The sequence below is a fragment of the Streptomyces sp. NPDC024632 genome (genome assembly GCF_055559175.1).
This window is the reverse complement of the sequence record NZ_JBVHLD010000005.1, coordinates 423,652-437,347: the sequence shown is the minus strand read 5'-3', so window position 1 is coordinate 437,347 and position 13,696 is coordinate 423,652. Positions and strand designations below refer to the sequence as shown.

Annotated in this window: 10 protein-coding genes; 6 read left to right on the top strand and 4 right to left on the bottom strand. The window is 73.3% G+C overall.

Translation table 11 applies throughout. The features are described from left to right. Nucleotides 1-43: 43 nt before the first annotated feature. Nucleotides 44-1,600: a 3' terminal RNA ribose 2'-O-methyltransferase Hen1 gene (locus ACZ37P_RS13535; RefSeq protein WP_467346502.1), complete on the top strand. Its 1,557-nt coding sequence runs from the start codon at nt 44-46 to the stop codon at nt 1,598-1,600. Then, on the top strand, nt 1,597-4,140 hold the full coding sequence (locus tag ACZ37P_RS13530) for a polynucleotide kinase-phosphatase (RefSeq protein ID WP_467346501.1): 2,544 nt from the start codon (nt 1,597-1,599) through the stop codon (nt 4,138-4,140). Before ACZ37P_RS13535 ends, ACZ37P_RS13530 begins: the two co-directional genes overlap by 4 nt. Before the next feature lie 92 nt (nt 4,141-4,232). Here ACZ37P_RS13530 and ACZ37P_RS13525 read toward each other — a convergent pair whose 3' ends face one another. After that, nucleotides 4,233-5,129 (bottom strand): NAD(+)/NADH kinase, encoded by an 897-nt coding sequence (locus ACZ37P_RS13525; RefSeq protein WP_355338568.1) that lies wholly within the window; start codon nt 5,127-5,129, stop codon nt 4,233-4,235. Then, nucleotides 5,126-6,163 (bottom strand): SPFH domain-containing protein, encoded by a 1,038-nt coding sequence (locus ACZ37P_RS13520; protein ID WP_401723929.1) that lies wholly within the window; start codon nt 6,161-6,163, stop codon nt 5,126-5,128. Before ACZ37P_RS13520 ends, ACZ37P_RS13525 begins: the two co-directional genes overlap by 4 nt. Nucleotides 6,164-6,341: 178 nt before the next feature. On the opposite strand from ACZ37P_RS13520, the gene ACZ37P_RS13515 reads away from it, so the two are divergent. Beyond that, nucleotides 6,342-7,565: an arginine deiminase gene (locus ACZ37P_RS13515; protein WP_355338574.1), complete on the top strand. Its 1,224-nt coding sequence runs from the start codon at nt 6,342-6,344 to the stop codon at nt 7,563-7,565. A 175-nt stretch (nt 7,566-7,740) separates the two neighbouring features. Further along, complete coding sequence (gene argF, locus ACZ37P_RS13510; RefSeq protein WP_467346499.1) at nt 7,741-8,739, top strand: ornithine carbamoyltransferase; 999 nt, start codon at nt 7,741-7,743, stop codon at nt 8,737-8,739. A 47-nt stretch (nt 8,740-8,786) separates the two neighbouring features. Here argF and ACZ37P_RS13505 read toward each other — a convergent pair whose 3' ends face one another. Continuing rightward, the gene (locus ACZ37P_RS13505; RefSeq protein ID WP_355338580.1) at nt 8,787-9,236 is read right to left on the bottom strand and encodes an ATP-binding protein; all 450 of its coding nucleotides are present in this window, start codon (nt 9,234-9,236) and stop codon (nt 8,787-8,789) included. A 256-nt stretch (nt 9,237-9,492) separates the two neighbouring features. On the opposite strand from ACZ37P_RS13505, the gene ACZ37P_RS13500 reads away from it, so the two are divergent. Then, nucleotides 9,493-10,320 (top strand): enoyl-CoA hydratase family protein, encoded by an 828-nt coding sequence (locus ACZ37P_RS13500; protein WP_391163869.1) that lies wholly within the window; start codon nt 9,493-9,495, stop codon nt 10,318-10,320. A gap of 2 nt (nt 10,321-10,322) precedes the next feature. Then, on the top strand, nt 10,323-12,812 hold the full coding sequence (locus ACZ37P_RS13495; RefSeq protein ID WP_467346496.1) for an oxidoreductase: 2,490 nt from the start codon (nt 10,323-10,325) through the stop codon (nt 12,810-12,812). Nucleotides 12,813-12,827: 15 nt separating this feature from the next. Here the strand turns inward: ACZ37P_RS13495 and ACZ37P_RS13490 are convergent, their stop codons facing one another. Further along, a complete protein-coding gene (locus tag ACZ37P_RS13490; protein ID WP_467346494.1) occupies nt 12,828-13,694 on the bottom strand; it encodes a PaaX family transcriptional regulator in 867 nt (288 codons plus the stop codon). Nucleotides 13,695-13,696: the final 2 nt, after the last annotated feature.

Below are 13,696 nucleotides of genomic sequence, written 5' to 3'. Positions count from 1 at the left end.
AATCCCCTGGTCGGGGGGCGGCCGGAAGAGAATACTCGGTGAGGTGTTCCTGACGATCTCCACCACCGGCACCGCGGCTGCCCCGGCTACTGACCTGGGGTTTCTGCTGCACAAGCACCCGGAGAAGGCGCAGACCTTCTCCACCTCCTACGGCAACGCGCACGTCTTCTATCCCGAGGCGTCGGTCGAGCGGACCACGGCCGCACTGCTGTTGGAGATCGATCCGCCCGCGCTGGCGCGCCGGGGGAAGGGCAAGGGCAAAGGCCGGGGCGGCGCGCCCGACTCCGCGCTCGCGCAGTATGTGAACGACCGGCCCTACGCGGCCTCGTCGCTGCTCGCGGTGGCGCTGCGTACCGTCTTCTCCAGCGCGCTGCGCGGCGAGTGCCGCTCGATGCCGGAGCGGGCGGCGGCGCCGCTGCCGCTGCGGATCGAGGTGCCGGTGCTGCCCGCCCGCGGCGGCCCCGCGCTGGTGGCCGGGCTGTTCGAGCCGCTGGGCTGGCGGGTGGAGGCCGAGCCGGTGGCGCTGGACACGCGGTTCCCCGAGTGGGGCGACTCGCGGTACGTACGGCTGGTGCTCGAAGGGGAGTTGCGGTTGGCGGACGCGCTGCGGCAGATCTATGTGCTGCTGCCGGTGCTCGACGACGCCAAGCACTACTGGGTGTCGGCGGACGAGGTGGACAAGCTGCTGCGGTTCGGCGAGGGGTGGCTGGAGGAGCACCCGGAGCAGAAGCTGATCACCAGCCGCTATCTGGCGCGGCGTTGGGCGCTGACCCGGCAGGCGATGGAGCGGCTTGAGCTGGCCCGGCTGGCGGACGCCGACGACATCGAGGTCGAGGCCATCGACAACGCGGTCGAGGACACCGTGGGCCCGGACGGCGAGGAGGCGCAGGAGCGGCCGACGCCGCTGGCCGTCCAGCGGCGCGAGGCGATCCTCGGGGCGCTGCGCGACGCCGGGGCCACACGCGTGCTCGACCTGGGCTGCGGGCAGGGCCAGTTGGTGGGCGCGCTGCTGAAGGACGTGCGGTACACGGAGATCGTCGGCGTCGACGTATCGGTGCGGGCGCTCGGCAGCGCGGCGCGGCGGCTGCGCCTGGACCGGTTGAGCGAACGGCAGGCGGCGCGGGTCACGCTGTTCCAGGGCTCGTTGGCGTACACCGACGCGCGGCTCAAGGGTTACGACGCGGCCGTGCTCAGCGAGGTCGTCGAACACCTCGACCTGCCGCGGCTGCCCGCCCTGGAGTACGCGGTGTTCGGCTCCGCCCGGCCGCGGACCGTGGTCGTGACGACGCCGAACGTCGAGTACAACGTGCGGTGGGAGTCGCTGCCCGCGGGCCATGTCCGGCACGCCGACCACCGTTTCGAGTGGAGCCGTGAGGAGTTCCGCGGCTGGGCGACGACGGTCGCCGCCCGGCACGGCTACGACGTCGCCTTCACCCCCGTCGGCCCCGACGACCCCGAGGTCGGCCCGCCCACCCAGATGGCGGTCTTCACGATCGCCGCGCCCACGACCGACACCCGTCACACGACCACTTCCACGAACACCAACACCGGCACGACCACGAACACGACCACGACCACCGGCAAGGAGGCGGCGGCATGACCGCACCGCGCACGCTGCCCGTCACCGACCTGTCCCTCGTCGTCCTGATCGGCGCCACCGGCTCCGGCAAGTCCACCTTCGCCGCACGGCACTTCAAGCCCACCGAGGTCATCTCCTCCGACTTCTGCCGCGGCCTGGTCAGCGACGACGAGAACGACCAGAGCGTCAGCGCCGACGCCTTCGACGTCCTGCACTACATCGCGGGCAAGCGGCTCGCGGCGGGCCGCCGCACCGTCGTGGACGCCACGAACGTGCAGGCGGAGAGCCGCAGGGAGTTGATCAAGCTGGCCCGCGAGTACGACGTGCTGCCGATCGCCGTCGTCCTCGACGTACCCGAGCAGGTCTGCGTCGCGCGCAACGCCGGGCGCCCCGACCGGGCCTCGCTGCCGCGCCACGTCGTGCAGCGGCACCAGCGCGAACTGCGCCGCTCGCTGCGGGGCCTGGAGCGCGAGGGCTTCCGCAAGGTGCACGTCCTGCGCGGCACCGAGGAGATCGACTCCGCCGAGATCGTCACCGAGCGCCGTTACAACGACCTGACGCACCTCACCGGGCCGTTCGACATCATCGGCGACATCCACGGGTGCAGTTCCGAACTGGAGACGCTGCTGGCCGAGTTGGGCTACACCGACGGCACGCACCCCGAGGGGCGCACCGCCGTCTTCGTCGGCGACCTCGTCGACCGCGGCCCGGACAGCCCCGGTGTGCTGCGCCGCGTCATGGGCATGGTCGAGGCGGGCACCGCGCTGTGCGTGCCCGGCAACCACGAGAACAAGCTCGGCCGCTACCTCAAGGGCCGCCAGGTGCAGCAGACCCACGGACTGGCCGAGACCATCGAGCAGTTGGAGCGCGAGGACGCCCGCGACCCGGAGTTCCGCAAGCGGGTCGCGGCCTTCATCGACGGTCTGATCAGCCACTACGTGCTGGACGGCGGCAAGCTGGTGGTCTGCCACGCGGGTCTGCCCGAGAAGTACCACGGCCGCACCTCGGGCCGGGTCCGCTCGCACGCGCTGTACGGCGACACGACCGGCGAGACCGACGAGTTCGGCCTGCCCGTGCGCTACCCGTGGGCCGAGGACTACCGCGGGCGCGCCGCCGTGGTCTACGGCCACACCCCGGTTCCGAACACGTCCTGGATCAACAACACCATCTGCCTCGACACCGGGGCGGTCTTCGGCGGCAAGATGACCGCGCTGCGCTGGCCCGAGCGCGAGATCGTGGACGTACCGGCCGAGCGGGTCTGGTACGAGCCGGCCAAGCCGCTCGTGGTCGAGGCGCCCGGTGGCCATGACGGGCGCCCGCTCGACCTCGCCGACGTCACCGGGCGGCGGATCGTGGAGACCGGGCAGATGGGACGGCTCGCCGTCCGCGAGGAGAACGCGGCGGCGGCCCTTGAGGTGATGAGCCGCTTCGCCGTCGACCCGCGCCTGCTCGCCTACCTGCCGCCGACGATGTCGCCCTGCGCGACCTCGCGGCAGGAGGGCTGGCTGGAGCACCCGGCGGACGCCTTCGCCGACTACCGCGAGAGCGGTGTCGCCCAGGTCGTCTGCGAGGAGAAGCACATGGGCTCCCGCGCGGTCGTCCTGGTCTGCCGTGACGAGGCCGCCGCGCGGAGGCGCTTCGACGCGCCCGAGGGCACGACCGGCGCGGTGCACACCCGTACCGGGCGGCCGTTCTTCGACGACGGGGCCGTCACCGAGGAGGTGCTGGCCCGGCTGCGCGCGGCCGTCACGGCGGCCGGACTGTGGGACGAGCTGTCCACGGACTGGCTGCTGCTCGACGCCGAACTGCTGCCCTGGTCGCTGAAGGCGTCCGGTCTGCTGCGCAAGCAGTACGCGGCCGTCGGCGCCGCGGGCGGCGCGGTCTTCCCCGCCGCCCTGAGCGCGCTCGAAGCCGCGGCGGCTCGCGGCACCGATGTCGCGGACCTGCTGGGCAGACAGCGCGAACGGGCGTCGGACGCGGCGGCGTTCACCGACGCCTACCGCCGGTACTGCTGGACCACCGACGGGCTCGACGGCGTACGGCTGGCGCCGTTCCAGCTCCTCGCCGTCCAGGGCCGCAGCCTCGCCGCGCTCCCGCACGACGAGCAGTTGGCGCTCATCGACCGGCTGGTCGAGGCCGACCCCACCGGGCTGCTCAGGACCACCGGGCGGTTGCTGGTCGACACCACGGACGAGGAGTCGGTCGCGGCCGGAGTGCGCTGGTGGCTCGAACTGACCGGCGCGGGCGGCGAAGGCATGGTCGTCAAGCCGCTCGCCGCGCTGGTCCGCACCGAGAAGGGGCGGCTGGTGCAGCCGGGCATCAAGTGCCGCGGCCGGGAGTATCTGCGGATCATCTACGGTCCCGAGTACACCCGTCCGGAGCACCTGGAGCGGCTGCGGTCCCGTTTCCTCGGCCACAAGCGCTCCCTCGCCCTGCGCGAGTACGCGCTCGGCCTGGAGGCGCTGGACCGGCTGGCGGCCGGCGAACCGCTCTGGCGCGTCCACGAGGCGGTCTTCGCCGTACTGGCGTTGGAGTCGGAGCCGGTCGACCCCCGGCTGTGACGCCGTGAGTCGTGCCCGTCGAACGGTCGGGCCGCCCACACCCCTCCGGTGGGCGGTCCGACCGGGCTCGATCCCCGTGTGCCGAACCGGTCCTACCCCAGCAGCCGCAGCGCCGTCGCCGACCGGCCGAGGCGTACGGTCTGACCCCAGGTCAGCTCCAGCGCGTCGGACTCCATGCCGTCGCCGAAGGCGACCAGACGGTCGGACTCGACGGTCAGCCGGAGCCGGTCGGCCGCGGCCAGCACGCCCGCGACCTGCGAAGTGCCGGTCGCGGGGGAGGGCCAGGCCTCGCGGACGAACCACAGCAGCCGCGGCTCCGCGGGACCCGGCAGCGGAAGGCCGCTGCCGCGTTCCTGCCACAGCGACCGCAGCCAACCCGTGGCACCCGTGCCTGTACCCACCAGAACGCCCGATGACGCCTGGGCTTCCGCGGGCGCGGCGTCGTCGTCGGGACCGAGCCGGTAGCGGGCGGTCTGGTGTCCCGGCGGTCCGAGGTAGATCTCGTTGAGCGCCAGCAGCCGCTGTGTGTCGTCGGCGACGGCCTCCACCATGGTCAGTTCGTCGGCCCGGCCGCCGCGCGCGGCGGAGTCGAGCAGCTTGCCCGCGTCGCCCGCCCGGTGCCGTACGAGCACGCCCGGATTACGGCCGGGGTCGGTGTCGATCCCCACCACCGGCTGCCCCGACAGGTACTTGGCGGCGTTGGCGACCAGCCCGTCCTGGCCGATCACCACGACCACGTCCTCCGGCGCGAAGAGGAAGCGGTCCAGATCGGCCCGCTCCACCCGCGCCTGCCGCCACCGCAACGGCACCGCCGCGGCCACCTCGGCGAGCGCGGCCCGCCCGCGCTGATGGCGTTCGCGCACCTCCTGGATGCTCCGGCCGCGCGAGGAGAGGAAGAACGCCGCCTGGCCGTGGGTGCCGTGCCGGGCCAGCAACTCCTCGTACTCGCTGACCCGGTGCACCAGCACCGCGCGCGGGGCGAGGCTCACCGCCGCTCACCACCGGAGCCCGGGACCGCGCCGCCGCCACTGGGGCGCCCGAGCCGTTCCACCAGGCCGGTGAGCATGTCGGGGGTGAGCGTGAGGCTGTCGATCCGCGGCAGATTCTCCGCGACCCGGTTGAGCGCCAGCGCGTGCAGCGTCGCCGGATCCACGTCGCCGTGCACCCGCAGCCACCCGGCCTGTGCCTCGGCGCGCGCCGTACCCGCCTCGCGCGCCGCCTCGGCCTTCGCACGGGCGAGGCGGACGAGCCGGGCGGCCTCGGCCTCGGCGCGCACGGCGTCGGCCGCCGCGTTCTCCTCCGCCTCGCGGCGCGCGTTCGTGCCGTGCTGCTCGACCAACTGCTCCTCGCGCCGGGCCAGTTCGATCCGGCTGGCCAACTCGTTCTCGGCGATGGCCCGTTCGCGCTCGACGGCGACGGCCCGCCGCTCGTACGTGGCCCGGTCCGCCTCCTGCTGGATCTGCTCGCGGGCGGGCGTCCGCAGCGCGCGCTCCACCTCGGGCTCCGGCCGGATCGCCACCACGCGTACGGCGACGACCTCGATGCCGGTGGTGGCCAGTCGCGGCTCGGCGGCGAGCCCGTCGGCGATCCGCTGCCGTACCGCCGCCACGCCGTCGACCAGCGCGGACGCCAGCGCGGTACGGGCCAGGACGTCGAGCGCGTGCTGCTGGGCGGTCTCGGTGAGCAGAGTGGCGAGCTGTTCCAGCGGGGCGCCGCGCCAGATCCCGGTGTCGGGGTCGATGGAGAAGTCCAGGCGCTCGGCTGCGGTGGCCGGGGCGCTGATCCGGTACGTCACGGTCGACTGCACGCTGACGTCCTGGAAGTCGGAGGTCCTGGCATGGAAGGACATCGCCAACTCGCGGTCGTCGACCGGCACTTCGGAGAGGGCCGCGGTCAGTGACCGGTACCAGAAGCTGAGGCCGGGCCCGTCGTGCACGAGCGCGCCGCGCGAGTGGTGGCAGATGTGCGCGGTGGGCGCCGAACGCAGATGGCGCCAGCCGAAGCGCCTGGTGATGTCGGCCATGGTGGGCCCCTCCTTCTCGTCAGTGCGACGATATCGAGCGATCCTCTTATCGTCAAGAGGACGAGATGGGGAGTTCGGCGTACCCGCCGGGGTGCGCGGGCGCGGGCTGGCAGGGCGCGCGCGGCGCGTCCTGCCGCCGGGGCGCGTGAATCGCGGGCGCGGTGGTCAGGATGGAGGCATGGGATTCCACGTCGACTCCGAGACCGGGCGGCTGCGCCGCGTCATACTGCACCGCCCCGACCTCGAACTGAAGCGCCTGACCCCCAGCAACAAGGACGCGCTGCTCTTCGACGACGTCCTGTGGGTGCGCAGGGCCCGCGCCGAGCACGACGGCTTCGCGGACGTGCTGCGCGACCGGGGCGTCGAGGTCCACCTCTTCGGCGACCTGCTGCGCGAGTCGATGCTGGTGCCCGAGGCCAAGAAGCTGGTCCTCGACCGGGTCTTCGACGCCAAGGAGTACGGACCGCTGGCCACGCCCCATCTGCGGGAGGCGTTCGACCGGTTGGGCGTCGTGGAGCTGACCGAGGCGCTGATCGGCGGCATGACCAAGCGCGAATTCCTGGAGCGCTTCGCCGAACCCGTCTCCGTCCGCTTCCACGCCATGGACCTGGACGACTTCCTGCTCGCCCCGCTGCCCAACCACATCTTCACCCGCGACACCTCGGCCTGGGTCTACGACGGCGTCAGCATCAACGCCATGCGGTGGCCCGCCCGGCAGCGCGAGACGGTGCACTTCGAGGCGATCTACCGGCACCATCCGCTGTTCTCCGGCGGCGGCTTCCACGTCTGGTCCGAGGGGCAGGCCGACTACCCGTCCACCATCGAGGGCGGCGACGTCCTGGTCATCGGCAGCGGCGCCGTGCTGATCGGGATGAGCGAGCGCACCACCCCGCAGGCCGTGGAGATGCTGGCGCAGGGGCTCTTCGAGGCCGGCTCCGCGCAGACCATCGTGGCCCTGGACATGCCGAAGCGGCGGGCCTTCATGCACCTCGACACGGTGATGACGATGGTCGACGGCGACACGTTCACGCAGTACGCGGGGCTGGGGATGCTGCCTTCGTACACCATCGAGCCGGGCTCGGGCGCGGGTGATCTCAAGGTCACCGACCACTCGCCCGAGCACATGCACCGGGCCATCGCGGCGGCCCTCGGCCTGGACTCCATCGACGTGCTCACCGCGACCCAGGACGTGCACGCCGCCGAGCGCGAGCAGTGGGACGACGGCTGCAACGTCCTGGCCGTGGAGCCGGGCGTGGTCGTCGCCTACGAGCGCAACGCGACCACCAACACGTTTCTGCGCAAGCGCGGCGTCGAGGTGATCGAGATCCCGGGCAGCGAGCTGGGCCGGGGCCGGGGCGGCCCGCGCTGCATGAGCTGCCCGATCGAGCGGGACGCGGTCTGAACGCCCGACCGGAGCTGAGGGGCGGCCCGAACGCCTGGTCGGGGGCGGGGTGGGGTCTGAACGCCTGATCTCGGCGGGGCGCGTGTGCGGCGCGGGAGGGGTCTGTATAAGAATGCCGATCTACGTATAGACTTCCAGTCTTGTCCGTCCCGCACCCCGACCTAGGAGTCCCCGCATGGCCGTCGACCTCAAGGGCCGCCACTTCCTCAAGGAGCTGGACTTCACGCCCGATGAGTTCCGCCACCTGGTGGAGCTGGCCGCGGAGCTGAAGGCGGCGAAGAAGGCGGGCACGGAGGAGCAGCGGCTGCGCGGCCGTAACATCGCGCTGGTCTTCGAGAAGACCTCCACCCGTACCCGGTGCTCCTTCGAGGTCGCCGCCGCCGACCAGGGCGCGTCCACCACCTACCTCGACCCGTCCGGCTCGCAGATCGGACACAAGGAGTCGGTCAAGGACACCGCCCGCGTGCTGGGCCGGATGTTCGACGGCATCGAGTACCGGGGCAGCGGCCAGGACGTCGTCGAGGAGCTGGCCGCCCACGCGGGCGTCCCCGTGTGGAACGGCCTCACCGACGACTGGCACCCCACCCAGATGCTCGCCGACGTCCTCACCATGACCGAGCACAGCGCGAAGCCGCTCACCGGCATCGCATACGCCTACCTCGGCGACGCCCGCTCCAACATGGGCAATTCGCTGCTGATCACGGGCGCGCTGCTGGGCATGGACGTACGTGTCGCCGCGCCCGCCACCCTGTGGCCGCGGGAGTCCGTGGTCGCCGAGGCCCGCCGCCTCGCCGAGGTCTCCGGCGCCCGCCTCACCCTCACCGAGGACGTCACCGAGGCCGTGCGCGGCGCCGACTTCGTCCACACCGACGTGTGGGTGTCGATGGGCGAGCCGAAGGAGGTCTGGGACGAGCGGATCGCGCTGCTCGCGCCGTACGCCGTCACCGCCGACGTCCTCGCCGCCACCGGCAACCCGGACGTGCGCTTCATGCACTGCCTGCCCGCGTACCACGACCTGGGCACCGCGATCGGCCGCGAGATCCACCAGCGCACCGGGCTGACCTCGCTGGAGGTCACCGACGAGGTCTTCGAATCCGACCGGTCGGTCGTCTTCGACCAGGCGGAGAACCGTATGCACACCATCAAGGCGGTCCTGGTGGCGACGCTGGCCTGAGCCCGGTGCCGCCTCGGTCCTGAGGCCAGGCCCGGCCGCCCCGGCGGTCAGTGCAGGGTGAACCAGACGGCCTTGCCGGTGCCGGTCAGCCGGCAGCCGGAGTCGGCGCTCAGCGCGCGGATCAGGATCAGGCCGCGGCCGTGCTCGGCCAGCTCGTCGTGGCACGGGGGGTCGGGCTGGGCGGGGATCAGGAGATTGAGGCCGACGGGGAAGTCCAGGCCCTGGTCGTGGACCTCGACCTGGAAGCCGTGCGGAAGCAGCTCCACGAACAGCTCGATCGCGCCCGGCGGGGTGTGCTCCACGGCGTTGGCCACGACCTCGGCGGTGAGGAGCTCCGCGGTGTCGGTGTCGGGGCCGGTGTCCTGACCGAGTTCGACCAGGACGGTACGGACCATGGCGCGCGCCAGCGGGACGGCGGCGGGGGAGTGCGGCAGGTCGATCCGCCAGACCGTCGGCCGGTCGGGGAACTCGCCTGCGGTGCGGGTGGGGCTGGTCATCGCTACTCCGATCCGGACGGGGCGGGGGCTCGCTCACCCCGATGTCCTCCACCTTAGGAATCGGACAATACGGTCAGCAGAGGCGTCCGGAAGGAGGTCGTAGGGACCAAAGGCCCGCGAGCGGACGGACCTCCTGCCCGTACCCGGCGCGGGCGCCGCTCTCGTTCCGCCTGTGTTCGCGCCCCGCCCCCTCCTTGTCTCGCCCTCCTGACGACAGTCACAAACAGGTGATAACGTCGGGACGAGGAGGCCGCGCATGAGTCCGTATCCCAGCTCCGCGAGCCCCACCGGCCACTGGCGCCATCTGCGCGTCGACCGGGCCGAGGGCGTCGTCACCGTCACCTTCGACCGGCCCGAACGGCTCAACGCACTGACCTTCGGCGCCTACGCCGACCTGCGCGACCTGCTGGCCGAGCTGGCCAGGGAGGGCGGGACCCGCGCCCTGGTCCTCGGCGGCGCGGGCCGCGGTTTCTGCTCGGGCGGCGACGTGGACGAGATCATCGGCGCCACCCTGGCCATGGGCACCGGCGAGCTGCTGGAGTTCAACCGGATGACCGGACAGGTCGTCCGGGCGATCCGCGAGGCGCCCTTCCCGGTGATCGCCGCCGTGCACGGCGTCGCCGCGGGCGCGGGCGCGGTGCTCGCCCTCGCCGCCGACTTCCGGATCGTGGAGCCCTCCGCGCGCTTCGCCTTCCTGTTCACCCGCGTCGGCCTGTCGGGCGCCGACATGGGCGCCGCGTATCTGCTGCCCCGGCTCGTCGGGCTCGGCCACGCCACCCGGCTGCTGATGCTCGGCGACAGCGTCGACGCGGCGGAGGCGGAGCGGATCGGCCTGGTCAGCCAGCCGGCGCCGGAGGGCGGCGCCGACGAGGCCGCCGCCGCGCTCGCCCGCAGGCTGGCGGCGGGCCCGGCGCTGGCCCACCAGCAGACCAAGGCGCTGCTCACCGCCGAGTTGGACATGCCGCTGGGCGCCGCCGTCGAAATGGACGCCGCGGCCCAGGCGTTGCTCATGACCAGCGGCGACTACGCCGAATTCCACGCCGCCTTCACCGCGAAGCGCGAGCCGACGTGGGAAGGCCACTAGCGATGCCGGGCGGTCACCGGACCGCGGGCGCCCGCCGTCCCGAGCGCGTCGCCGTCATCGGCGGCGGCCCCGGCGGCCTCTACGCCGCCGCGCTCCTCAAGCGCCTCGACCCGGACCGCACGGTCACGGTGTGGGAACGCGGCGCGCCCGAGGACACCTTCGGCTTCGGTGTCGTCTTCTCCGACGAGACCGTGGGCGGCATCGAGAACGCCGACCCGGCCGTCTACGCCGCCATGCGCGAGGAGTTCATCCGCTGGGAAGCGATCGACATCCGGCACCGCGACCGCCTCACCCGCTCCGGCGGCCACGGTTTCGCGGCCCTCGACCGGCGCCGGCTGCTCGCGCTGCTGTACGAGCGCTGCCGCGACCTCGGCGTGGACGTCCGCGTCCGCACCCCGGCCCCCTCCGCCGACCGGCTCGCTCTCGACCACGACCTCGTGGTGGCCGCAGACGGCGCCCACAGCGCCACCCGCGCCGCGCACGCCGACGTCTTCCGCCCCCGCCTGACCACCCACGGCTGCCGCTACATCTGGCTCTCCGCCGACCTCCCGCTCGACGCCTTCCGCTTCGAGATCCTGGAGACCCCGCACGGTGTGATGCAGGCTCACGCCTACCCGTACCGGCCGGGCGCCAGCACCTTCGTCGTCGAGATGACCGAGGACGTCTGGCGGCGCGCGGGCTTCGACCGCGAGGCCGCCGAAGCCGCCGAGGCCGCCGAGGGTGCTGTCGGCGCCGTCGGCGCTGTCGGCGCGGAGGGCGCAGCGAACGGGTCCGATACGGAAGCCGCCACCGCCGCCACCATCGCCGCCTGCGAAAAGCTCTTCGCCCGCCTCCTCGACGGCCGCGCCCTGCACGCCAACCGCTCCCGCTGGCAGCCCTTCACCACCGTGGTCAACGAGCGCTGGCGGCACGGCCGTACGGTCCTGCTCGGCGACGCCGCCCACACCGCGCACTTCTCCATCGGCTCCGGCACCAAGCTCGCCATGGAGGACGCGCTGGCGCTCGCCGCTTCCCTGCGCGAACAGCCCGACACCGAAACGGCGTTGGCCGCCTACGAGAGCGAGCGGCGGCCGGTGGTGGAGAGCACGCAGCGGGCGGCGCTGGCCAGCCTGGAGTGGTTCGAACGGCTCGGCAGCTACGTGGACCAGCCGCCGACACAGTTCGCGTTCAATCTGCTGACCCGCAGCCGCCGCGTCACGCACGGCAATCTGCGGCTGCGCGACCGGGAGTTCACCGACCGCGTCGAGCGCGGCTTCGGGGCGCCGCCCGGCACACCGCCGATGTTCACCCCCTTCCGGCTGCGCGGCCTGACGCTGCGCAACCGCGTCGTCGTGTCACCGATGGACATGTACGTGGCGCGGGACGGTGTGCCCGGCGACTTCCACCTCGTCCACCTGGGCGCGCGGGCGCTCGGCGGGGCCGGTCTGGTGATGACCGAGATGGTCTGCGTCAGCCCGCGCGGCCGGATCACCCCCGGCTGCACCGGCCTGTGGAACGGCCAACAGGAAGCCGCCTGGCGGCGGATCACCGACTTCGTCCACCAGCAGGGCGGCGCGGGCGGGACCGGCGCGGGTGCGAGCGGCCCGGACGGAACCGGCCCGGACGGAACCGGCGCTGGTGGGACCGGCGCTGGCGGAACCGGCACCGCCATCGGCCTCCAGCTCGGCCACAGCGGCCGCAAAGGCTCCACCCGCCTCATGTGGGACGGCATCGACCAGCCGCTCCCCGACGGCAACTGGCCGCTGGTCGCCCCCTCGCCGCTGCCGTACCGCGAAGGCGTCAACCAGGTGCCGCACGCCCTGCGCGCGGACGAACTCGCGCAGATCCGCGACCAGTTCGCGGCGGCGGCCGAGCGCGGCGCCCGCGCCGGTTTCGACCTGCTCGAACTGCACTGCGCCCACGGCTACTTGCTCTCCTCCTTCCTGTCCCCGCTGACCAATCACCGCACCGACCGCTACGGCGGCGACCTCGCGGGGCGGCTCCGCTTCCCGCTCGAAGTCCTGGACGCGGTACGGGAGTCGTGGCCGTCCGACCGGCCGCTGACGGTACGGATCTCCGCCACCGACTGGGCGCCGGGCGGTGCCACGGGAGACGACGCCGTCGCCGTCGCCCGCGCGCTGGCCGAGCACGGCGCCGACGCCGTGGACGTCTCCACCGGCCAGGTCGTCGCCGACGAGCGGCCCGCCTTCGGACGCTCCTACCAGACGCCGTACGCCGACCGGATCCGTAACGAGACGGGCCTGCCGGTGATCGCGGTCGGCGCCATCTCCTCCTGGGACGACGTCAATTCCCTGCTGCTCGCGGGCCGCGCCGACCTCTGCGCGCTGGCCCGCCCGCACCTGTACGACCCGCACTGGACACTGCACGCCGCCGCCGACCAGTCCTACGAGGGCCCCGGCGCGCCCTGGCCCACCCCGTACCTCGCGGGCCGCCGCCCGCCGCCCACCGGCCGTACGGACGCGCCGAAACCCCGCCTGGCGCTGGACTCCTGAGCGCAAGGGGCCGGGCTACTGGTCCGCCACGAAGCGCGCCCCCTGGTCGCGCAGCAGCACATGCAGGGCCGTGAACACCGCCGCCGAGCGGATGCCCGGCCAGTCCGCGGGCAGCAGCGCCGGGGGCAGGCCGGGGTCGGCGTACGGCAGGCGGCGCCAAGTGTCGAGCGCGCGCAGATAGTCCCCGAAGGCCCGCTCGGGCGAGGGCTCCCCGGCCCCGGCCCCGGACTCAGCCCCGACCTCGGACTCAGCCCCGGCCCCGGACTCGGCCGACCACCTCCCCAGCACCGGCTCGTGCGCCGCCAGGAAGGTGTGGTGCAGCGCGGCCAGCGCGTCCAGATCCCACCAGCGCCGTACCGCCTCCTCGGTCGCGGTGAAACCGAGGTGCGCGCCGCGGAACAGGTCGACGTACGGGGCCAGTTCGAGCCGCCGCAGCACGTGCCGGGTCTCCTCGTGCAGCGCGCCCGGCGCCACCCACACACCGGGCGCGGCCGTACCGAAGCCGAGACCGGCCAGCCGGGACCGCAGCAGATGCCGCTTGTGCCGCTCGGACTCCGGCACCGAGAAGACGGCGAGCAGCCAGTCCTCCGGGTCGGGATCGGGCGCGGCGCCGACCCCGTAGATCCGCCCGTCGCCGTCCGCGAGCAGCAGCCGCGCGTCGTCGGACAGCGCGTACGCGGCCGCCCCGCCGACCCGGTCGGGCACGAGGAGGCCGCGCCGCTTGAGCCGGGAGACCGCGGACCGGACCGACGGCGGGTCCACGCCCACCGCCCCCATCAGCCGGATGAGCGCGGCCACCGGCACCCGGCCCGCCAACTCCGCGCGCCCGTAGGCACCGTAGAAGGTGAGGATCAGGGAACTCGGTGTGTGCTGCTCGGTCACAT

Excerpts from the sequence above, each read along its gene's own strand:
- ACZ37P_RS13530 (WP_467346501.1), top strand. The coding sequence starts at position 1,597 with ATGACCGCACCGCGCACGCTGCCCGTCACCGACCTGTCCCTCGTCGTC.
- ACZ37P_RS13520 (WP_401723929.1), bottom strand. The coding sequence starts at position 6,163 with ATGGCCGACATCACCAGGCGCTTCGGCTGGCGCCATCTGCGTTCGGCG.
- ACZ37P_RS13515 (WP_355338574.1), top strand. The coding sequence starts at position 6,342 with ATGGGATTCCACGTCGACTCCGAGACCGGGCGGCTGCGCCGCGTCATA.
- argF (WP_467346499.1), top strand. The coding sequence starts at position 7,741 with ATGGCCGTCGACCTCAAGGGCCGCCACTTCCTCAAGGAGCTGGACTTC.
- ACZ37P_RS13505 (WP_355338580.1), bottom strand. The coding sequence starts at position 9,236 with ATGACCAGCCCCACCCGCACCGCAGGCGAGTTCCCCGACCGGCCGACG.
- ACZ37P_RS13500 (WP_391163869.1), top strand. The coding sequence starts at position 9,493 with ATGAGTCCGTATCCCAGCTCCGCGAGCCCCACCGGCCACTGGCGCCAT.
- ACZ37P_RS13495 (WP_467346496.1), top strand. The coding sequence starts at position 10,323 with ATGCCGGGCGGTCACCGGACCGCGGGCGCCCGCCGTCCCGAGCGCGTC.